General features: G+C 60.6%; 13 protein-coding genes and 1 tRNA gene. 8 read left to right on the top strand and 6 right to left on the bottom strand.

The window, feature by feature from the left end:
* Window positions 1-161 precede the first annotated feature (161 nt).
* Together HY696_06920 and bamD are read right to left on the bottom strand one after the other, a co-directional pair.
* Entirely contained in the window at window positions 162-872 is a 711-nt protein-coding gene (locus HY696_06920) for a tetratricopeptide repeat protein (GenBank protein MBI4238132.1), read from the bottom strand.
* On the bottom strand, window positions 859-1,656 hold the full coding sequence (gene bamD, locus HY696_06915) for an outer membrane protein assembly factor BamD (protein ID MBI4238131.1): 798 nt from the start codon (window positions 1,654-1,656) through the stop codon (window positions 859-861). Before bamD ends, HY696_06920 begins: the two co-directional genes overlap by 14 nt.
* A gap of 339 nt (window positions 1,657-1,995) precedes the next feature.
* Here bamD and HY696_06910 point away from each other — a divergent pair, with 339 nt between their 5' ends.
* Together HY696_06910 and HY696_06905 are read left to right on the top strand one after the other, a co-directional pair.
* Window positions 1,996-7,881, top strand: a complete 5,886-nt coding sequence (locus HY696_06910; protein MBI4238130.1) for an FG-GAP repeat protein — start codon at window positions 1,996-1,998, stop codon at window positions 7,879-7,881.
* 25 nt (window positions 7,882-7,906) lie between these two features.
* Window positions 7,907-8,803 carry a hypothetical protein gene (locus HY696_06905; protein ID MBI4238129.1) on the top strand — a complete coding sequence of 299 codons (897 nt, stop codon included), beginning with the start codon at window positions 7,907-7,909 and terminating at the stop codon, window positions 8,801-8,803.
* On the opposite strand, the gene HY696_06900 is transcribed toward HY696_06905, so the two are convergent.
* A tRNA-His gene (locus HY696_06900) sits at window positions 8,792-8,865 on the bottom strand. The genes HY696_06905 and HY696_06900 overlap by 12 nt on opposite strands.
* 7 nt (window positions 8,866-8,872) lie before the next feature.
* Window positions 8,873-9,067 carry an HNH endonuclease gene (locus HY696_06895; GenBank protein MBI4238128.1) on the bottom strand — a complete coding sequence of 65 codons (195 nt, stop codon included), beginning with the start codon at window positions 9,065-9,067 and terminating at the stop codon, window positions 8,873-8,875.
* A 496-nt stretch (window positions 9,068-9,563) separates the two neighbouring features.
* Here HY696_06895 and HY696_06890 point away from each other — a divergent pair, with 496 nt between their 5' ends.
* The gene (locus HY696_06890; protein MBI4238127.1) at window positions 9,564-11,423 is read left to right on the top strand and encodes an acyl-CoA dehydrogenase family protein; all 1,860 of its coding nucleotides are present in this window, start codon (window positions 9,564-9,566) and stop codon (window positions 11,421-11,423) included.
* Between the two features lie 18 nt (window positions 11,424-11,441).
* On the opposite strand, the gene HY696_06885 is transcribed toward HY696_06890, so the two are convergent.
* Complete coding sequence (locus HY696_06885; protein ID MBI4238126.1) at window positions 11,442-12,089, bottom strand: NAAT family transporter; 648 nt, start codon at window positions 12,087-12,089, stop codon at window positions 11,442-11,444.
* A gap of 991 nt (window positions 12,090-13,080) precedes the next feature.
* On the opposite strand from HY696_06885, the gene HY696_06880 reads away from it, so the two are divergent.
* Both HY696_06880 and HY696_06875 read left to right on the top strand, forming a co-directional pair.
* On the top strand, window positions 13,081-14,625 hold the full coding sequence (locus HY696_06880; GenBank protein ID MBI4238125.1) for a thrombospondin type 3 repeat-containing protein: 1,545 nt from the start codon (window positions 13,081-13,083) through the stop codon (window positions 14,623-14,625).
* A 54-nt stretch (window positions 14,626-14,679) separates the two neighbouring features.
* On the top strand, window positions 14,680-19,167 hold the full coding sequence (locus HY696_06875) for a hypothetical protein (GenBank protein ID MBI4238124.1): 4,488 nt from the start codon (window positions 14,680-14,682) through the stop codon (window positions 19,165-19,167).
* 15 nt (window positions 19,168-19,182) lie between these two features.
* Here HY696_06875 and hemB read toward each other — a convergent pair whose 3' ends face one another.
* Entirely contained in the window at window positions 19,183-20,160 is a 978-nt protein-coding gene (gene hemB / locus HY696_06870; protein MBI4238123.1) for a porphobilinogen synthase, read from the bottom strand.
* Between the two features lie 150 nt (window positions 20,161-20,310).
* On the opposite strand from hemB, the gene larE reads away from it, so the two are divergent.
* From larE to HY696_06855, 3 genes are read left to right on the top strand one after another with little or no spacing between them, the layout of a single operon-like run.
* Window positions 20,311-21,102: an ATP-dependent sacrificial sulfur transferase LarE gene (gene larE / locus HY696_06865; protein MBI4238122.1), complete on the top strand. Its 792-nt coding sequence runs from the start codon at window positions 20,311-20,313 to the stop codon at window positions 21,100-21,102.
* A complete protein-coding gene (gene larB, locus HY696_06860) occupies window positions 21,095-21,865 on the top strand; it encodes a nickel pincer cofactor biosynthesis protein LarB (GenBank protein MBI4238121.1) in 771 nt (256 codons plus the stop codon). The genes larE and larB overlap by 8 nt, the downstream gene beginning before the upstream one ends.
* A 53-nt stretch (window positions 21,866-21,918) precedes the next feature.
* Window positions 21,919-22,134 carry a hypothetical protein gene (locus HY696_06855; GenBank protein ID MBI4238120.1) on the top strand — a complete coding sequence of 72 codons (216 nt, stop codon included), beginning with the start codon at window positions 21,919-21,921 and terminating at the stop codon, window positions 22,132-22,134.
* Window positions 22,135-22,394: the final 260 nt, after the last annotated feature.

Genomic DNA, 22,394 nt, shown 5'->3' with positions numbered 1-22,394 from the left:
TCATACTACTTTAAAATAATCCTTTGTAAATAGTATTATCCAATGTCCTAGTGTCCCGTGTCCGTTGTTCGGGGACCCTGGACTTAGGAGATGGAACATTGTGCCGCCACATAAACGCGATATTCGTCGACGATGGTGCGGTGAGGGAGGATGCAAAAGTCCTACTTCGCGGCGCAGAGGCCTAAATACATCTTTGCGTTGGGATTGGTTGGGTCGCTGTCCAAGATGGCTTGCCACTCTTTTTTGGCATCCGCAGTCTTGCCCATCACGTAATACGTGAGTCCGAGCTGGACGCGCGCGTTGGAGTAGTGCCCGTTGGCCTTGCACGCGCGGCGCAAGGATTCGACGGAATCCTTCAATGCCCCTTGTTCGCGTTGCGAGATGCCGAGCTTAGTCAGGATGTCGGCGTAAGTCGGATTCAGTTCCAGCGCGCGTGCGTATTCGGCGATCGCATTTTCGTACAATCCGAGACCGAAATAGATGTCGCCGATCTCGGCATGCATGTTCGAGAGTTTACCACGCAACACCGGCTCGATCGTTTTCACGCCTTTGCGCTTCGCGGTATGCTCGCGCAATTGGGTATAGAGTTTCTTCGCCTCTTTATATTGTCCGAGGTCGTTATACAGGACCGCTAAATTGAGCAGCGCCTCGGTGTAGTGCGCGTTGACGTGCAACGCCTTTTCGAACGCGTGGACGGCGTCCGCGAAGCGGCCCCACGCGTGGTAAATCACGCCGAGCATATTGTAGACGTCCGCGTAGTGCGGGTTTTCCTGGGCGATGCGGCGCAACTGCGGTTCGCAGCGTTCGTATTCGCGCTGCAGAAAGTGTTGCTTCGCGGCAGCCACTTGGTCGCGACTCTTACTGGTTTTCATGATGTCCTCTCGTTTCGACCATCGCCTGTGCGGTTCCCGGCGGCACGGCGCGCAGCGCCTTTCGCGCCCGCGTCGTCCATGGGGAGTCGGGGAGTTTCTGTTCCATCTGCGCCATGACTTCGCCCGCGCCCGCGCCGTCACCGAGTCGCGCGTAAGAGCGCACGAGTTGATAATAGGCCTGCGGGAGTTCCGGGACCTCTGCGTAGTGTGCGATGACTTCTTCTAAGCGCGGCAGCGCGGCACGGTATTCGCCGGTGCGGTAGTAAAAACGCCCGATATAGTAATGACGTCGGCCCGTGCGGACCCGTGCCGTGGTCAATTGGGTCGCGGCGGCCTCGCGGTAGCTGCTGTTGGGGAAGAGCTCCAGCTGCGTGGCCAACGCCTCGATGGCGTCATCGAGGTATTGTTGGTCGCGATCGATTGCCTTCGGGGCCTCCATTAAATACGACAGCCCGAGCCGATAATACGCGTAATCGAGCCGCGTATGCAGCGGCCGATTGCGGATGAATTCCTGATACGATTCGGCGGCCAACAGATATTCTTTCTTGCGGAAAAAATTGTCTCCGACCGCCAGTTCGGCCTCTTCCGCTTGTTTCGAGCCGCGATAGCGGGATTTGTAGATCTCCAGACAGTCGATCGCTTCTTCGAATTTCTTCTTTTCGGAGAGCGCGAGACAGGTCTGAAAGTCGCCGTCGACGCCTCCCTTCCCGACAACGAATCGCTCTTTCGCACAGGCGGTCAGTTCCAGCACACAGAGTAGCGACAGCAGCACACGGTTTTTCATGCGGCGGGATCGTAGCAACGCGAGGGAACAATGCAAGGGGGAAAAGTGAACGCCCTGAATAGGTCCCTCACGCCGGGCAGTGGCTGATGCGTGTCAGGCGATGACTATCAGGGGAGATTGGTTCGGCTGGGAATACAATTGAACTCTTTAATGACGAGCGCCGCGCACAACGTTACTTTTCGAGTAGTTGCTAATTGTGCCCTGGGCGGCGTTGCGGCGGCGCTGCTGCTTTTATGGTCGTCACCAACGTGGGCTGCGGTTTGTACGTCGCAGGCCTCCGGGGCTTGGGAAGCTGCGGGGACATGGACGTGCGGCGCCGAACCCGGGGCGAGCGATGACGTGACGATCGCCTCCGGGCATACGGTAACGACCTCCGGCACGACGGCGAAGACGATCAATTCATTAACCATCGACGGCACGTTGACCCACACCGCCAACCCGAGCACGACGGTTTCCTCGACCATCTGGGTAGGGGATACTACCCTGAATGTCGCCTCGGCGGCGACGTTTCCCTCCTCCGGGACCCTGATCGTGGACGACGAGCAAATCACGTATACGGGCACGACCGGGACGACCTTTACGGGATGCACCCGCGCCGCCAACGGGACCTCGCAGATCATCCATGGTGGTGGGGTTGGGATCGCGCTCATGACACTGTACAACGAGGTCAAGATTCAGGCCGGTAGCGTGGTCATTAGCGCGACCGGGAAAATCGACGTCGACGGCCAGGGATATAAGGGAGGTCAGACTTGTAACCAGTCGGGGACTGGGCCCGGTGGTGGAAAATTGATTAACGGTTCTCAGCCGGGCGGCGGAGGTCATGGTGGTGCCGGTGGAAAGCCAGCGGATGGTTCAGCGGCTGGCGGCGTTGCGTATGACGATGCCGCGGCACCAGTGAACCACGGCTCCGGCGGTGCGAATGGGTGCATTAGCGGTAGCACGGACGGCGGCGGGACTGTTGAGCTGGTCATTACTGGGACGGGGGATGCCTTAACCCTTGCGAGTGGGGGCGAGCGGATCACGGCGGATGGCGAAGCCGGGGCGAGTTCCTATGCGAATGCCCAGGGTGGCGGGGCCGGGGGATCCGTCTATATCAATATGAGCGGGGGCGGGAATGTGACCGGCACTGGCTCGATTTCGGCAATTGGCGCTGCCGGAGGGACTACAACATGGGGGGATGGTGGAGCGGCTGGCGGCGGCGGGGGTGGAGGGCGCATCTCGATTATCAACTATGGCTCCTTATCGTCCGTAACCCTGACCGTAACGGGGGGGACTGCGTCCGGTACGGCCACGGCGGGTGCTGCGGGGACGACCAACCAGACCCAAGGCAATCAGGCTCCAAGCGCGCCTTCAGCGCTTGGGGGTGTCTCGTACGTTGATGGCAGTACCGGGTATGACTTCACGCCGACTCTGAGTTTCACTACGGATGATCCGGAAGACGACCAAGTCAAATTTCAGATCCTCATTGACGACTCCAGTGATTTTGCGTCGCCAGTCGTCGAGTACACATCGGCGTTGGCAGCGGAGGGATCTACATCCTTCACCGTCGGGCAAGCGGCCGGAGGGGGGACCTACAGCACGGGGAGTGAAGGCCAATCGTTGTCGGCGGCCAGCTACTATTGGAAGGTACGGGCGATCGATGCCTCCGCTGCCGTCTCTTCGTACAGCACGGCCAACGGAGGGGCCGTGGCGTTTGCGGTCGCCCTCCCCTCGCTGACCATCAATGACGTGGCATTGGCGGAGGGCAATGCCGGATCATCGAATGCCACGTTCACCGTAACGTTGAGTGCGGTCAGCGGTCAGGCCGCGACGGTCGATTATGCCACCTCGAACGGTACGGCCACGGGGGGCACGGACTACACCATAGTCTCCGGGTCGTTGAGCTTTGCGGCAGGAGAGACGACGAAGACGTTCAATGTGCCGATCCTGGGGGATACGTTGGACGAAGTGGACGAAACGTATACGGCGACCTTGAGCAATGCCGCGAACGCGACGATCGCGGACGCCACGGGGGCGGGCACGATCACGGACGATGATGCGACGCCGACGATTGCCTTTACGGCGACGACGGGGAGTGGGGGCGAAGGGACGACGCCTGGGAATATGGAACTGACGCTGTCGGCGGTGTCGGGCCGCGATGTGACCGTGGATTACACCGTGAGCGGCGGCACGGCGACGGGGAGCGGGACCGATTACACGCTCGCCAACGGCACGGCGACGATCACAGCTGGAAGCACGACCACGAATATCGGCGCGACGATCGTGAACGATGCGCTCGATGAAACCGATGAAACGATCGAAGTCACGATTGCCAATCCCGGCAACGCGACGCTCGGCGCGAACACCATTCATACCTATACGATCACGGACAACGACGCGACGCCGACGGTGGCGGTGACGGATGTGAGCGTGGATGAAGCGGCGGGGACCGCGACGGTGACGGTCACGATGACGGGCTACAGCGGCGCGAGCGTGACGGTGGATTACGCGACCTCGAATGGCACGGCGACCGCGGTGGCGGATTATACGAGTGCCAGCGGGACGCTGACGTGGACCACGGGCCAAACGGGCGACAAGACGTATACGGTCACGATCGCGAACGATGCGTTGGATGAAGCGGACGAGACGATCACCAATACGCTGTCGAATGCGGCGAATGCGTCGATCAGCGATGCCACGGGCACTGCAACAATTACCGACAACGACGCGACGCCGACGATTGCCTTTACGGCGACGACGGGGAGTGGGGGCGAAGGGACGACGCCTGGGAATATGGAACTGACGTTGTCGGCGGTGTCGGGGCGCGATGTCACGGTCGACTACGCCGTAAGCGGCGGCACGGCGACCGGGTCGGGCACGGATTACACCCTCGCGAGCGGCACGGCGACGATTGCCGCCGGGAGCACGACGACGAATATCGGCGCGACGATCGTGAACGATGCGTTGGATGAAACCGATGAAACGATCGAAGTCACGATTGCCAATCCCGGCAACGCGACGCTCGGCGCGAATACTATTCATACCTATACGATCACGGACAACGACGCGACGCCGACGGTGGCCGTGGCGGATGTGAGCGTGGATGAAAGTGCCGGCACTGCGACCGTTACCGTAACAATGACGGGCTATAGCGCCTCGAGTGTGACGGTCGATTACGCCACATCGAATGGCACGGCGACCGCTGTAGCGGATTATACAGCCACCAACGGGACGCTGACGTGGACCACGGGCCAGACGGGCGACAAAACGTACGCCGTGACGATCGCGAACGATGCGTTGGATGAAGCGGACGAGACGATCACCAATACGCTGTCGAACGCGGCGAATGCGACGCTCAGCGACAGTACGGGCGTCGCGACGATCACGGACAACGACGCGACGCCGACAATTGCATTTTCGGCCTCGAGCAGCAGCGGTGCGGAGTCGGCCACTCCCGCGACGATCACGATTGCGCTCTCGGCCGTGTCGGAACGCGACGTGACGGTCGATTATGCGCTGAGTGGCACGGCGACGGGGAGCGGGACCGATTACACGTTAGCCAACGGGACCGCGACGATCACGGCGGGCAATACCTCGACGAACGTCTCGGCCACGGTCGTGGATGACGCGTTAGCTGAAGGCGACGAGACGATGATCCTGACGCTCTCGAATCCGAGCAATGCGACGCTCGGGACGACGGCGGGGCATACGTATACCATCACGGATGACGACACGGCGGCGTTGACGGTGACGGAAAGCGGTGGGGCCACGAATGTGACTGAAGGTGGAGTGACGGACACGATCACGATCGTGCTCGGATCGCAACCGACGGCGGATGTCACGGTGGCCGTGTCCGGCGGATCGCAACTATCGTCGGATCAGACGAATCTGACGTTCGGCGCAGGCAATTGGAACGTGCCGCAAACCCTCACGGTGACGGCAGTCAATGACTCGGTGGCCGAAGGGAATCACACCCAGACCCTCTCTGTGACGACGACGAGCAACGATGTCGGCTACAATTCCTTCTCTTCCTCGAAGACCATTAACATCACGGATAACGAGAGCGCCGGTATCAGCGTTGCCGAATCCGGCGGCAGCACGAATGCCACGGAAGCCGGTGGCACCGACTCCTACACTGTGGTGTTGACGTCTCAACCGACGGCCGATGTGGTCATCACTCCGACATCGGGGGATGCGGACTACGGCGTCACGGTCAGTCCGAGCTCGGTGACGTTTACGAGTGTCGACTGGAACGTGCCGCAAACGATCACAGTGACGGCAGTGAATGACGCGCGGGTGGAAGGCAATCATACGGCCACGATCTCACACGTCGCCGTGAGCAGCGACACGAATTATCACGGTATCGGGATCAATGGGGTCACGGTCGCCATCACGGATAACGACAGTGCCGGAGTCACGGTGGCGGAAAGTGGCGGATCGACCACGGTTGCCGAGGCGGGCGCTGCTGACAACTATACGATCGTCCTGGCGAGCCAGCCTGTTGCCAACGTGACCGTCACGCTCACGGCAGGCGTCGGCGCGTCCGTGAGTCCGTCATCGTTGACCTTCACGGTGGCCAATTGGAACGTGGCGCAGAGTGTCGGTGTCACGGCGACGGATGACAGCGTTGTGAATGGGACGCGATCCGCCACGATCACGCATGCCGTCACGAGTGCTGATGTCGGCTATCAAGGCATCGCTGCGGCCAACGTGAGTGTGTCGATCACGGATAACGATACGGAGCCGCCCAGTGATGAGGGAGCAACAGAGACAGAGAGTGACACAGAGGCCTGTACGCCGCTGGGTGCCCGGGCCGATGCCGGGTCGGACCAGACGGTGGCAGTAGGGGAGTCGATCACGCTCGATGGGAGCGGATCTACGGCCAGCGCCTATCTCTGGGATGCGGACAGTGGAACGTTGAGCAATGCCACGACGGTTTCTCCGGGGTATACGGCACCGGACAGCGCGCAAGATGTCGTGGTCACGGTGACGGTGACGGACTGTGAAGAGGCGTCAAGCAGTGATACGGTGATCATCCACGTCGTGCACGCGACGCTGCAATCCCAAGATAGTCTGGTCATGGGCGTTGTGGGTGGGTCGTTGATCGAGGCGTGGCGTTGTCAGGATGGAAGGGCGTGTCTTGCGCTCGCCTTGGGCACGGTCATGCTGCCGACTGAGTGCCCGGATTACAATGTGATGATCACAGCGGATGAGCGGATGATTCTCGGGATGCCGTGTGAAGCGGCCGATCGTGGCGGTGTGTATGTGGTAGCGCGTGCGAGTGAGGTGACCGGTGTCGTGGACCTGCAGCCGACATCGGGGCAGGTCTTAGCGGGGGAGGATGAGGGCGATCGGCTAGGGGCGTCGGTCGCGCATGGGGATCTCGATGACGATGGAGTGGAAGAAGTCGTCGTGGCGGCGCCCGGGGCCGGATCGTACGGGAAGGTTTTTGTGTTGAACGCACATAATCAGGTCGTTTGGGAAATCCTCGGAAGCGAGGCCTATCCGATCGCGTCGATTCACATCGCGGACCTGATCGGTTCTCCAGGGGACGACTTGGTACTGAGTTCGGGTCATGCGACTGCAGCGGAGCGTCGTTTCATTATCGCAGGGGAAAACGTGACTGGCGGGAATATGGATCTATCCAGTGAGCCGCCGGACTTCGATTTTGACGGAGGCGTGCAGGCTGCGACGGAAGCCACGGGCGACCTCAACTGTGATGGCGCAGACGACGTGGCGCTTGCCGGCACTCTCCAAGGAGGGGCGATCTACTTCGGTCCGTTGGCGGGCACCGGCTCGGGGGCGGCGGACGCCGATGTCGTCATTGCCAGTGAAGATTCCGACTTTGGAGAAACGGCGGCTGTCGGTGACGTCAGCGGGGACGGATGTGGCGATTTAGTCATCGGCTCTCCTGCGGAAGCCGGCGGGAGCGGCGCCATCTATGTTGTCTTCGGCAGGTCCGTCTGGGAAGGCAGCATCGCGCTGAGTGCGAGCAGTCAGGTCGTGAAAGTGGTAGGCGACGCAGGTCAAGCGCTTGGGGAGAGTCTGCTGTTGCTCGACGACGATGCCGATGGTGACTTGGAAATCTACACGACAACATCGGTGGGCAAGAGTGTGCGTGTGAATCTGCGAGGGCTCAATAATGGCGAGGACACGAGTGCAGGGGAAACCATGGCGGATGGGCCAGGGCGGGCCAGTTCTTTCGGTGGACGGGCCAATGCCTTTGGGTGCTCATTGATCCCGTAGTGGTCGTTGTCCAAATGGGGGAAGCGTGCAGCTATTGAAAATAGTGCTGTTGAGTGTCGTCGGATGGGGGTTTTTCACCGGGGCATCGTTGGCTGTGACCGACCGTTTTTCGCTCTTGTCCTATCCCGCAACGGGACCGGGAGATTTCCTTGCACTCTATCGGTCCGTCAATCCCCCTGCACGGTCGATCCGCTTTTCCTCCGATATCGATTTTTCCTACGCACCCATGGAACTGACGGTCGGGGGTGCCGTGTTTCGTGGAGTCGTGGACAGCATCGTAGTGCAACACATCGGGGTTGCATGGGCGCCGGCCGATTGGTGGGAGCTTGAGGCGGTGCTTCCGCTGGTCTGGTCGGAGTCTTTCACCGATCCTGAGGATCCCGTCGCGATGTCCGCGACCGCCTTGCATCTTGGAGACGTTGCGTTACGAGGCCGGTTTGTCGTGCAGGACAGTCGACAACATGCGGTCGGTGTGGCGCTGCTTCCCTTCATCACGATACCCAACGGAGAAGCCGCGTATTTCGTGGGCGATACACGGCCCACCGGCGGCGGCATCGCGGTACTGGATGCCCAGTGGGGTCCGTGCGCAGTGGGATTGAACGTCGGTGTGGAGGGACGTGAACGCGTCCAACTCCATGATCTCGACTTTGCGAGCCGCCTACTCGTCGGCGCGGGGGGCGTGGTCCCACTGGGGGACGACGTCTCTTTCGGACTGCAAGTCTCTGCGGCGACATCTATTACTGCCCCGTTTCAAGACCGGCGCCGCACTGCGGCTGAATTGAGAACCGGCCTTTCCTATCGATCCCCCAAGGATCGTCTGACCGCCCGTGTGGGCGCATCGCTTCCCCTGGTGCGCGGGGCCGGAGTCCCTGCCTTCAGGATTCTGGCGGGATTCACCTATCGCATGACGTGGGGTGGCTAACGGGATTCGAACCCGTACTAAGAGAGCCACAATCTCTCGTGCTACCTTTACACTATAGCCACCATCAAACTACGTTTTACCCCAATGCTCCAGGCAGTGACAGTTCTGGCATAGCCATTCCAGATTCTCAATAGTGTTGTTTTTCCTGTTCCGATCTCGATGGTGAACTACCAAGACTCGTACATCAGCGAGGCCGCAGCGGTTACAGATCTCGGGCGTGCCGTGGCGGCGCAGCAGTTGGCGGTACGCACTATGACCTGCCACCCAGTTTGGGGCATTGGTCCCACAACGAACGTGGGCATTTTCCCATGCACAGTGACATGCGACACAACAAAAATAGCGGTTACTCGCAGATTTGCGTACGTCCGCCGGTCGCCGATAAATTTCGCGGCCACACTCGTGACAGGCATAAACATGTCCGCGTAATTGACCCGTTGATCGACAGGGAATAGAGCAAAACTTTCCCCAGCCGCGGGCCGCATGCGCCGGTTTCACCGAGAATTTTTTCAGACAGACTGGGCATATGTGAATCGGCACGGTCAGGTTGTACAGATGCCGTGTCCCACCGTCAACTGGAGCGAAGAGGGCACAACCGGTTCTTCTTACCAGTGATGTGCCATATGTTGCCGGTTTTTCCTCCTTGCTCCGATCCATGACGCCGACAGCACGGCCGAATCTCCGAACCCCAATCATTGCCCCGCATCTCGGCCCGTGCTACAGGTCGCGCCCACGTATCAACCGATTGCAACAGGGGGCACCCATGGGCGAAGCGGCGATTCGGACGGACAATAAAGGGCAGGCGGAGGCATTGGAAGTCGTCGAGGCGGCACGCGAGACGGAATGGACGCACCCGAGTTTCGTCGCCGAACTCTTCATGGGGCGATTTCGTCATGAGCTGATTTTTCCGTATCCTGAACAAGATCCCGCCGATCGGGCCGTCGGAGACGCCTTTTTGGCGCAGCTCACACCATTTCTGCGCGAACACCTCGATCCCGAGGCGATCGATCGCACCGGGGAATTGCCCCCGGCTGTGATCGACGGCCTGATGCGGCTCGGTTGTTTCGGGATGAAGATCCCGAAGGAGTACGGCGGGCTCGGCTTTTCGCAAATCAATTACGATCGCGCGATTGCGCTGATCGCCAGCCATTGCACCAGTACGGCCGTGTGGCTCTCTGCGCACCAAAGCATCGGATTGCCGCAGCCGCTGAAACTCTTCGGGACGCCGGAGCAGAAAGAGAAATATCTCCCGATGCTCGCGCGCGGCGCTATCTCGGCGTTCGCGCTGACCGAAGTCGGCGTCGGTTCCGATCCGGCCCAAATGACGACCACGGCCACGCCGACCGATGACGGCCAAGCGTTCATTCTGAACGGCGAGAAGCTCTGGTGCACCAACGGCGATGTCGCTGACTACATCGTGGTGGTGGCGCGCACGCCGTCGATCGTTGATGGGAAACGGGAGAAGAAACAGCTCACGGCGTTTATCGTCGAGAAAACGATGCCCGGGTTCGAAGTCGTGCATCGGTGCGACTTTATGGGCCTGAAGGGAATCCGTAACAACTTGCTGCGTTTCACAAACGTGCGCGTGCCGAAGGAAAACATCCTCTGGAAACCGGGTGCTGGCTTGAAGCTGGCGCTGACTACGCTGAACACCGGTCGGCTGACGCTGCCGGCGTCGTGTCTCGGTGCGGTGCGGCGCTGTCTGGAAATCGTGCGGCGTTGGGCGGGTGAACGCGTGCAGTGGGGCCAACCGGTGGGACAGCACGAGGCGGTCGCGGTGCGGCTCGGGCGGATGGCGGCCAACACCTTTGCGATGGAGGCGGTCACGTGGTTGGTCTGCGCGATGGTCGATCGCGGTGGCGCGGATATTCGTCTGGAAGCCGCAATGGCCAAGATGTTCTGCAGCGAGACGTGTTGGGACGTGGTCAACGAAGCGATGCAAGTGAAGGGGGGGCGCGGTTACGAAACGGCGACTTCATTGAAGGCGCGTGGCGAGGCCCCGGACCCGATCGAACGGATCATGCGCGATTGCCGGATCAACCTGATCTTCGAAGGCTCCAGCGAGATCATGCGGCTCTTCATCGCGCGCGAGGCGCTCGATGCACATTTGAGCGTTGCCGGCGCGATCTTCAACCCGAAGGCCTCGTGGGGATTGAAGCTCAAGACGCTCGGCACGATGTGCGGTTTTTACGGCCGTTGGTATCCGCAACAATGGTGTTACCATCCATGCCCGACCGTGACCGGCGTCCCAGCCATGTTGCAGTCGCACCTCCGGTTCGTGCAGCGCGCCGCACATCGGTTGGCGCGCGGCCTGTTCCATGCGATGGGCCGCTTCGGGCCGAAACTGGAACGGCGCCAAATGGTGTTGTGGCGCGCGGTCGATATCGGCACGCAACTCTTCGCCATGACTGCCAGCTGTGCGAAGGCCGCTCGGATGGTGCATACGAATCCGGCCGATACCGCACCGTTGCAACTCGCCGATCTCTTCTGTCGCGAGGCGCGCGAGCGCGTGGCGCAGTCGTTTGCCACGTTCACGTCGGCCTCTGACGCTCGTGCGGCGCGACTCGCGAAACAGATGTTGAGCAACGAATTGACCTGGATGGAAGCGGAAATCGTGCGATAGCAAGCCATTCCAGAAGTGCTACCGCGCCCCATTCGCCAAGATCGGGAAGAAGTCGATCAGGCCTTCGGCGATGAATTCGACCGCTAACGACGCGAGGACGAGGCCCATCACGCGGTTAATGATGTTGAGCCACGTTTTGCCGAGTCGGCTGATGAGCGGCGTCGCAAAGTTCAAGATCAAGTAGACCGACAGCGCGACGACACAAATGATTACGGCGATCGCGGCCAACGTCAGCGCGCCTTTCGCTTGATGGCGATACAGGATTACGGTGCTGATCGAGCCGGGACCCGCCAACATTGGGAGCCCTAATGGGACGACGGCGATGTCTTGTCGCTCCACGGCCTCGGCCGATTCTTCGGCCGATCCCTTGGCGCCGGACCGTTTCGCATGCAGCATTGCGATCGCCATTAATAAGATCAGGATCCCGCCGCCGATCCGAAACGACGCTAAGCTGATGCCGAACACCCCCAGCAGCGGTTCCCCGCCGACGGCGGCCACGGCCAACACGACCAGCACGGTGCACGACGCGACGCGCGCGATATGGCGCCGCTCCGCGCCCGTGCGTGCCTGCGTCAGCGACGCAAAGAGCGGGACCGCCCCGAGCGGGTTGAGCACCGCGAAGAGTCCGGCCAGCATTTTGAAATAGAGTGTCCATTGAATGCGCATCGGCGCCCTGTATCAGAAGTGCCAGCCGATCGCTAGTGTCGTCAACGGAGTGGTGGAGAACATAGTTCATACGCGGCACGGCATATTTCAGATTGTCGTGGCCGCATTACTATGAAAGGATGTCCACATGGCATGGTGGCGGCTCGGCGTCATGGCGTGTTTGCTCCTGTTGTCGTTTCCTGCGGTGGCTAAATCTTTTCCTGCATGCCCGCCGAACCTGCCGGCGTGGCTCTGCCCGGTGATCCACAAAGAGGATCTCCATGTCACGCGTCTCCCGAAGCAGCTGAATCGCGTGAAATCCTACAAGCAGATGATCGATTACTTCATTACCAAGAAACAGGCCGAGCAGACGGGGTGCGGCAAAAGCGACCAACCAGGCCCGATCTACAAAGGTGGTCTGATCACGATTCCGCCGCACAAACAAGTGAGCGACACGGTCCTCTTCACCACCGGGCTGCTGATCTTTCAACAGGACGGCAAGTCCACCTCCTATTACGACAGTTGTGAAGGGGGACAGGTGAAAGAGCGGTTTTGTGTCACCGACAATACGATTGTGGATCCGACGCAGCAAAGCGCCCCCGATTTTTACCTGTTCCATTGCCCGACTGGGCAGAGTTGCCAAAACGGCCAGTGTGTTAAACAAGGCTCGAACGGCTGTCTGACGGGACAAGCGTTCCTCGATGTCACGGGCAATGGCGCCCCCGACAGTTGTATCTGTCCCGACGACATGCTGCCGATTGATACGAATGCCAATAAGAACTCCGACACGTGTATCGCGAAGGGCGTGGCCTGTTCCAAGCAAATCACCGCGGCACAATTTCCTGATGCGACGATCAACGAGCTCGTCGGTCCGAACGGCGCCGTCGAGAAGGTCATCAACTATTGTGCCCCAAACGATGGCAGCGACACGTGTGCCGGGCAGGTCGTGACCCATACGATATGCACCAGCGAGGAAATTTGGAGCACCTCCACGACGCCGTGTGCACCGGGGATGCAATGTCAAAAAGGGGTGTGCGTGCCGACCGGGGGCGGGACCTGCGATGCATCGGCAATGAACCTGGCCGCTACCCAAGTCGGATGTGTGGCGTTGACCGATGCCAAAGGGGAACAGTCTTTTTATTGTGACCAATGCGATACGCTCGATCCGACGAAAGTCGCGAACGCGGCCTGTGGGGGGAGCTGTCAACAAACGTTGCAATGGGTGACCGCGTGGTGCGCGCCGGGGGCCATCTGCGATCCGAAAACCGGCGCTTGCACTGGTAGTGCGCCGCCGGACGATGGGATCAATTGCGCGAAGACGCCGGAGTTGCCGGAGTGTCAAAACGTCGACTGTGCGAAGACCCCGAACGATCCAAAATGTATAGACGGCGGCGGGAGCAGCAGCAATGGAGGCGGGAACAGCAGCAGTAGCGGCGGCGGGCAGCCGCCTTGCATTCCGCAAACGACCCCGATTTGCGAGGCCGACACCGATTCGGGACAGGACGTGCACCTTTATGGAACGCTACAATCCGGGATCGAAATCTCCGGCTGCCTGATTCCGCCGCCGAGCAAAATCACGAATCCGAAGGGCGACACTTGTGTCTTTGCGGCGGGGAAGCCGATCCTGTACCAGTACAGCTGCAACGGAGCGGCGGTCGTGGAGCAAGCCGCGTGGTGTGACGTCGCCAGCGGCGAAGATTGTGATCCGAAAGCGACGACGCCGGAGACAAAGGGGATCTGTCAACCCTTCGTGTCGCCGGAGTGTACCGACACGAGCAGTGATTCGAAGAACCTCACGCAAGTGGGTAGTGTGGAAGGCAAGGATGGTTTCGGGCACCCGTTCAAGGAAACGGATCACTGCGAGCCGGCACAAGGGTTTGGTGCGGTCATCAAATGGTCGTGTCTGACAGGCGGATCGCAAGGGCGCAAATACGATCTGGTCTTTTGTCCGAACGCGGCTGAGTGCATCGAAGGTGTCTGTGTCCCGTTGCAACCGCCCGATGTCGCCACCTGTGAAAAAGATCCCACCAGTCCGGCCTGCAAGGATTCCGACAAAGACGGTATCGTCGATGCGTTCGACAATTGCGTGAACGATTACAATCCGCAGCAAGAAGACAGCGACGGCGATACGCTGGGCGATGCGTGCGATGCCAAGCCGGCACAAGTCGACGATACCGATAAAGACGGCGTGCCGGACCCGCAAGACAACTGCGTACAAATTCCGAACCCCGACCAAAAAGACGGCGATGCCGACGGCATCGGCGACGCATGCGATAACCCGACGCTCGATTGCGGCAAGACGCCGAATGATCCGCAGTGTGCCTGCCCCAGCGGGCCGCCGCCGCAATGTGACGACACCGATAAAGGGAGCAACCTCTTTTTCCGCGGCGATGTCACGATGACCTTCAATGGAGGCGGCACGGTCAAACAAGGTGACTTCTGCGTCGACGATTTTTCCGCCGTGATCGAAGTACAGTGCGGTCCGTGCGGCAAGTTTGGTTTCCATAAATTCGGGTGCCCGAGTCAGCAGTGCAAAGATGGGCAATGCGGGCTGTGAAGTGCGTAAGTACCTAAGTGCTTCAGTGCGTAAGTCGGAAGGGGTGGGCCGAGCATGCAGTGGTGGCGGCGATGGATCGGGAGTGGTTTGCTGGCAGCGCTCGCAGTGGCGAGTGTCGGCCATGCCGATCCGCCGCCGTGGTGGAAGCGGGACCCGCAACTCCCGCCGCCTCCCGAGGCACGGCGCGCGGAAGAACGATTGCGCCTGCCGCCATGGGTGTTGGTAGCAAAATACGAATGCACGCACGACACCGATTGTGCCAAGAAGGGCAACGCCTCGAAGGGCGAGGGATTCGTCTGCGCCGATTTTCAATGTCGCCCGATGTGTGACGACAGCGACGCCGGCGTCACCAAGCTGCCGCTCGCACCGACCGATCCGCAAGTGGCCATTCCCGGCGCTGTCCAATCGTATGTCTTCAATCCGCCGTTGGGCGGGGGCACGCCGAAGTGGGAGTCGTTGGCCGCTGTGGACAGCTGCAAGACGCCGCAGTTTCTCCAAGAGCGCATTTGTCGGTTGAAGCCGGTCAAGAGCGGCAAACAACCGATGCTCGATTCCATCCCGATCAAATGTCCGGCCGGCACGGAATGCCAAGTCGGGACGGTACCGGAGACCGGCCAGTCGGCGGCCTTTTGTGGTCCACTGCCCCCACCACCGCCGTCCTGCGACCCGACGACGGATGTATGCTGCAAAGACAATATCGACTTAGGCCTCGATGTCTGCCCCAGCGTGCCGGACTGTCAGCTGCTGGCCAGCGAATGCGAAGACCAATGTCCCGATCTATTCGGATTGCAGCTCGAGTATCCGTATATAGACGCCAACGGCCAAGGCCTGTGTCATCAACCGCAACCCAATGTCTGCACCGACCCCGATCCGACGCAGACCTATCCGTACGCCACAGTAATTTGCGTCAACGGTGGTCCGGCGACCGGCGCGTGCGGTGGGCAAACGCATCTCGATATGTGCGCCACGGCCACGACCGTGCTGCACGTCATCTGCGGGCCCGATGGCAAATACCTCACCGATCTGACCGATTGTCCGCCGGGAGCCGTGTGTCAAAAAGGGCTCTGTGCCGGCGTCCCTGCGCCGGAGCCCATTTGTACCGACACCGACGCCACGAATGATCCCCACAAGTATGGGTGGATCCACGGCAAGTCTGCGATGAGTGGCCAATGGTTCTCGGAGTTCGACACCTGCCAGGGAACGTCCGGCGTCGTGGAACACGGCTGTGCCCCGTTGACCCAGGATGGTTTTACCTCGCCGGTTGTCCCCTGTGCGGCCGGTGAAGTCTGTCAGAAGGGTGTGTGCGTGTCGCAACAACCCGCGGCCTGCACCGAGACGGACCTGCCCGGCAAGAAAGACGATGTCCATCAGTCGGACAGTGTCAGCGGGACCGTGAACGGCCAACCGTTCGCGAAGACCGACTCCTGCAGTGGGACCTTGCAAGTGTTGGAGACCACTTGCGACAATCCCGATCCGGCATTGGGGTACAACACGTTCCTCAAGTTCTGTCCCGACGGAGAAACCTGCGATCCGACGCTTGCGATCTGCGTCCCAGGACCGGCCCCGCAGTGTGTGTGTGTTAGCGACACCGATCAGGCTAACAGTCCGTTGTTGGCGGGACAGCTCGATGTGACGACCACGGCGCCCGGAGCCCAAGTCACGGTCAAACTCGATGCCTGTGCCGGACAGAACGCCACCCAAGAATACGCCTGTGCGACCGAACCGCCCTGTTTTGCTCAGCCCGTCGTCCCTTGCCCGATCGGCATGTTCTGCAGCGACGCGGTCGGCGTCTGCGTGTTGTGCGAGGAACAGAGCGATACCGCGAACGATCCATTCGCTGCAGGCGTCGTACATACACAAATTAGCGGACAAGATTCGTATCACGCTGATTTGTGTCTGTACGAGACCACGCTGCGCCAATATTTCTGCCAAGACGGCAAGATCGAAAAAACCGACAGTCCGTGCGAATTCGGTTGCCTCTCCCCGGCCGGAGTCTGCAAGCCGAATCCCTGTACGACCCAAACCGTGGACGACGGCAATGCGTGTACTATTGATGCGTGTAATGCGGAGACCGGTTTTGTGGCCACGCATCTGCCCAAACAGATCGACGACGGCGACCTCTGCACTAGCGAAACGTGCGATCCGCTGACCGGAGGCATCGCAATTACGACGCCTTCGATCGATGACAACGACGCGTGCACCGCTGACAGTTGCAATCCCGCGACGGGACAAATCGCACACGCTCCGCTCCCAATCCCGAGCGACGGCGACCTCTGCACCACCGATGCGTGTGACCCGTTGACCGGCAAGACCAGCTACACACCACTCATAATCGATTCGTATGGAAATCCCTGCGCAACAAATCCACCTGCGGCCGATGCCTGTCCCGACGGAACGACGAAATTGTGGCTCCCGCTGCAACCCCCGCTGAAGTCGGTGCTCACCCTCCATACATACAACGGGACGCTGTACGCAGGGGGCAATGCCGCTGAGGGAGCGGCCCAAGTGATCCGTTGGAATAGTACGGCGAAGAGTTGGGACGTGCTCGGAGAAGGCCTGGGCGCCAATGAAACCGTCAGCGACCTCACAACCTTCAATGCGCAGCTCTACGCCGCGACGGTGGAGGGACATCTCTATCGCCTGAACGGTTCTGAACATTGGGAATTGCTCCCAACGTCCGCGCCGCTCACGCAACTGGAGGCGTACGGCACCGAGCTGTTTGCGGCGCAGCGGATCGGTTTTGGAAATCTGTGTCCGTTGGATGGGGCCAATTGCAGTGTGTTTCGGATGGTGACCCAACCGGATGGCGTTGTGCAATGGGTCAACGCGAGTGCCGGCTTGCAGATAGGGGCCGCGGTTGAAGAGATGCAAGTCTTCGATGGACAGTTAGTCATCCCGATCAGTCTCGATCAGACCGACCAACTCTTTGGCTATGACAGCGCCACAGCCGAGTGGAAGCCGATCGGTTCTGCATATCCGAATCTCTTTTCCGGAATGGCGGGTGGCGTGGTGGTCGCGGATGGAACCTCATTCGTCTTTGCATATCCGGATGGCCAACCCATGCTCTGGAAATTGGCGCCGGGGGCCGCTCTCTGGGAACAGCTCTCCTCCGACGAGACCGTTTTTCCTCAACTGTTCTATTCGGGTGCGTTGTACGGCACCTCTCTCGGGCGGGTGTATCGAGCGGACTTCTCGAAGCCGGGCGCCGTGTCGTGGCAACCGATCGGTCCGGCGCTGCATCTCGGTGACGGGCGTATTACGTTGCATGCCCTGGACGGCACCCTCTACGCGGGCTTAAGTCAGTCTTCACTCGTTCCCGGCGGACAAATTCGGCAATACGCATGCGTTCCCCATCTGGTCGAAGGCGAATGCGATCCCGCGCAATTCGTTGTGCGATCGGTCAGCGCGGGGATGGATCACACGTGTGCGCGGGTCGATACGCCGCAGGTCCCGGGGACCGTCTGGTGTTGGGGGGCCAATTATTCGGGCGAACTGGGACTCCCATCCGGCGACGTGTCGAGAAGCAATGTCCCAATCCAAGTGCCCGGCATTGCGACGGCCACGCATCTGGCAGCCGGGGATGACTTGAGTTGTGCCGCGTTGGCGGGTGGCGTGGTGCGCTGCTGGCCGCAGAACAACATCGCCGCCGGGCAAGACCCCGCCGCGCTCCCCGGCGATCCGTATGGAAATATCGCGTCGCTGTGGAAAGACGTGCAGTCGCTCGACACCAGCGGCAACCATACGTGTGTCGTGGATGAGCTCGGCAAGACGTGGTGTTGGGGGAAGAATGACTCCGCGCAAGTGGTGACGCCTGCGTCGCCGGGCAGCGCGATTCCCATCCAGCCCACGATGCCCAACGTCCCTGTGCTCGCAAAGGCCGCTGCGGTGACGACCGGCGGCGATCATACCTGTGCATTACTCGCGGAAGACGGACGCGTGACTTGTTGGGGGGCGAATATGGTTGGTCAGTTGGGTGTGCCCATCCCCGGCGATCCGTACGGCACCCCGACGGGAGAGGGGCAATACATCAAGACCCTCACGGAAATGACGGCCGTGGATGCGGGAAACAGCCACACCTGCGCCACCGACAAGAACGGTAAGCTCTGGTGCTGGGGGGCGAATTGGCTTGGGCAGTTGGGCACACCGGCGTGGACGCAATCGTATCGTGCGTGGGCTGACTGGGTCCCAACCGTGGGGACCTACTTTACCTCGGCGGGCAATTATCACACCTGCGCGTTGATCGGTTTTGGCGATGTACTCTGTTGGGGGCTTAACGGATCGTTGCAGCTCGGAGTTAAACTGAATGGGTGGACGGCCCAAGCGCAATCAGTCGGTCTCATCGACATGGCTGCCGTCAGTGCGGGTGGCCATCATACGTGTGTGGTCGAGGATGGCGGTAAGGCGCGATGTTGGGGAAGTAACCAGCATGGCCAATTGGGCAATGAACTTCCCTATTGGCAGAGTTTTCTCCCGCACGATCCGTACAGCCCGGATGGACTGATTCCACCCGTACAATTCTGCAAGGACCCGTATTCACCATAGAACCGCAGCCGTTGCTTACGCCAATATTTTGGCCACGTCCGCCGCCGCGTAGGTAATAATCACGTCCGCGCCGGCGCGGCGGATTGCGAGCAGCGACTCGCGCATGACCGCGTCGCCGTCGATCAACTGCTGCTGGGCCGCCGCCTTGATCATCGCGTACTCGCCACTGACTTGATAGGCCGCGATCGGGACGTCTACCTGGGCCCGCACGGCATGAATGATGTCCAAGTAGGGGAGGGCCGGCTTGACCATCACCAGATCCGCGCCTTCCGCGATGTCGAGTCGCACTTCGCGCAATGCCTCGCGCATATTGGCCGGATCCATTTGATACGTCTTCCGATCTCCCCATTGCGGTGTGGAATCTTGCGCGGCGCGGAACGGTCCATAAAACGCGGACGCATATTTCACCGCGTAGCTCAGGATCGCCGCGTCGTTGAGTCCGGCGGCATCTAATCCTTGGCGGATCGCGCCCACGCGCCCGTCCATCATGTCCGACGGCGCCACGATATGTGCGCCCGCTGCGGCGTGCGAGACTGCCACTTCGGCGAGCCGCGCAATCGACGCCGCGTTATCGATCTGCTGCGTGCCGTGGGTCATCACTCCGCAATGCCCGTGATCAGTGTACGCACAGAGGCAGACATCGGTGATGATCGTCAGCGTCGGCACCGCCTCGCGCAACGCCCGACACGCTTGCTGCACGATGCCTTGCGCCATCGAGGCCTCGGACCCGATCGCATCTTTGTGCGCGGGAATGCCGAACAATAGGACTGCTGCGACACCGGTATCGGCGATGCGTTTCGCCTCGTCCGTTAATCGATCCACCGACCATTGTGAAATCCCCGACAACGTCGGGATCGGCTGTTGGATTTGCCGCCCGGGGACGACAAACAGCGGCTGGATCAAGTGCTCCGGTCGCAGCGTCGTTTCTGCGACCATCCGGCGAATGCCGAGCGACTGCCGTAACCGTCTGGGACGTTCCGTAGGATATGCCATAGCGTTGCTCCTTGTTCGCTGCGGTGCGCGACGCTCCCTCCTCGGTCGCCTCGCCATCATCTCTACCGCGCGCGATAGCTCCGCTGCCGCTTCGCCGCGCTTACTTATCCAACACTTGCGCTTTTCTGTCGATCCCAATATCGCGATCCCATGCAGCTCTATCAACAACTTGCGGACTATTTCACCGCGCGCGGTTCGGTCATCGTGGCGCTCTCGGGCGGAGTCGATTCGGCCGTGCTCGCGGTTGTAGCGCATCGGACCCTGGGGCAGGCCATGATCGCCATCACCGGCGATTCTCCGTCGGTTCCGGCGCGCGATCGTGTCGGATCGAGCGAGTTTTGTCGTCGCTACGCGATTCCTCACCGACTCGTGCCGACGCAGGAATTTTCCGATCCGCAATATCGCGCCAACGCCGGGGACCGCTGTTTTTTCTGTAAGCAGGAATTGTTCCGTTGTCTCGAAGTCGTGCGTCAGAGCGAGGGCCTGGCGTGGATTGCGGAAGGGACGAACCTGTCCGATCTCGGCGGGCATCGTCCCGGCATGCGCGCCAAGGCCGCGGCACCGACCGTGATCGCGCCCTATCTCGACCTCGGGATCGACAAGGCGGGCGTGCGGGCGATCGCGCGACATTTGGAGCTGGACGTGGCGGAGAAGCCCGCGTCGGCCTGTTTGGCGTCGCGGATTCCGGTGGGCACGCCGGTCGAGGCGTCCGTACTCCGTCAAGTCGACGCAGCGGAAGATCAGTTGCGGAATCTTGGCCTCGCACAGGTGCGCGTGCGACATCATGGCGCGTTGGCGCGCATCGAAGTCCCGCGCGAGGACTTCACGCAGTGTCTTGCGGTGCAAGCGGAAATCGTCACCCGGTTGCGTGCGCTGGGGTTTCAACACGTGACACTGGATCTGCAAGGCTATCGGACCGGCGGAGGGATCCATCGTGGATGAAACCCGCCTACGCACGCTGATCGAACAAGTCGCTGCCGGCCATGTGGCTGTGGAGCAAGCCGTCGAGGCATTGCGAGGATTCCCGATCCTCGATCTCGGCATTGCGCAACTGGATACGCAACGGGGACTGCGCAATGGATTCAGCGAAGTTGTGCTCTGCACCGGCAAGACCCCGGACCATGTCGCGCGCATCGTGCGGAGCTGTCTGGAAAAATCCCTGCCGTTGCTGGCCACGCGCTGTCCCGCCGAACTGGCGGCGTCGCTGCTGGCCGAATCTCCGCCGCTCCAATACGACGCGGTCAGTCGCTGCCTGTGGTATCGACCGCAACCCACGCCGCCGTTGACTGCGCGACTCGCCATTCTGGCCGCCGGGACGGCGGACCTCGCCGTGGCCGAAGAGGCGCGTGTCACGGCGCGGTTTTTCGGATGTGAAGCCGAAACCTATTACGATGTCGGCGTGGCCGGATTACATCGACTGCTGCGCCACATCGAAACCATCCGTTGCGCCGATCTCGTCATCGTCGTCGCGGGCATGGAAGGCGCGTTGGCGAGTGTCGTCGGAGGTCTCGTGACTGCGCCGATCATCGCCGTGCCCACGAGTGTCGGATACGGCGTGCATCGTGGCGGTGAAACGACGCTCTTTGCAATGCTCACGAGTTGTGCGGAAGGGATCAGCGTGGTGAATATTGATAATGGCTTCGGCGCCGCATGCGCGGCGCTGCGCATCCTGCGGAAATGCTCGCGCAGCGCCGATGTCAAGTGAATTTTTTTTTGCCTTTTTGAGTGCGGTGTCAGGAAGTCCGACGCGAAAAAAGTGTGTCAAGCGCAAAAAAAACGTTGACGATTTCTTTCTCCTTCCCGTATACTGGTTGCGAGTTGGGGAACACTAACCGCAACATCCCAAAGGAGGGGAACAATGGCAGCCAAGAAGAAAGCAAAGAAGGCGACGAAGAAGAAGACGACCACGAAGCGAAAGAAGACCGTCAAGAAGAAGAAGTAACGAAACGAAATGTACGAAACAATCCCCACTGACGCGCAAGCGCAGTGGGGATTGTCTTTTTGCAGCGTGTGAGTTCTGTTAAAAGGACATCGGATCTAAGGCGTGTTTGCAAAATCTAGTAGAGCATCCAGCTTGAATTGCTGAGTCACATGTCCCGGCAGGGGCGAGAGGGGAGTCCTGCGGGCCGTTCGCCTCGCGTTACGGCGCTCGGCTCACTGAGACCTCGCTCGGTCGGGATTCAACTCCATAGATCTCCCTCGCTCAGACTCGCCCGCAGGACTCCCCTCTCGCC

Source organism: Deltaproteobacteria bacterium (assembly GCA_016210045.1).
In the GTDB taxonomy this organism is placed as follows: domain Bacteria; phylum UBA10199; class UBA10199.
The sequence above is the reverse complement of the archived record's forward strand: the minus strand, read 5'-3'. Positions and strand labels throughout refer to the sequence as shown.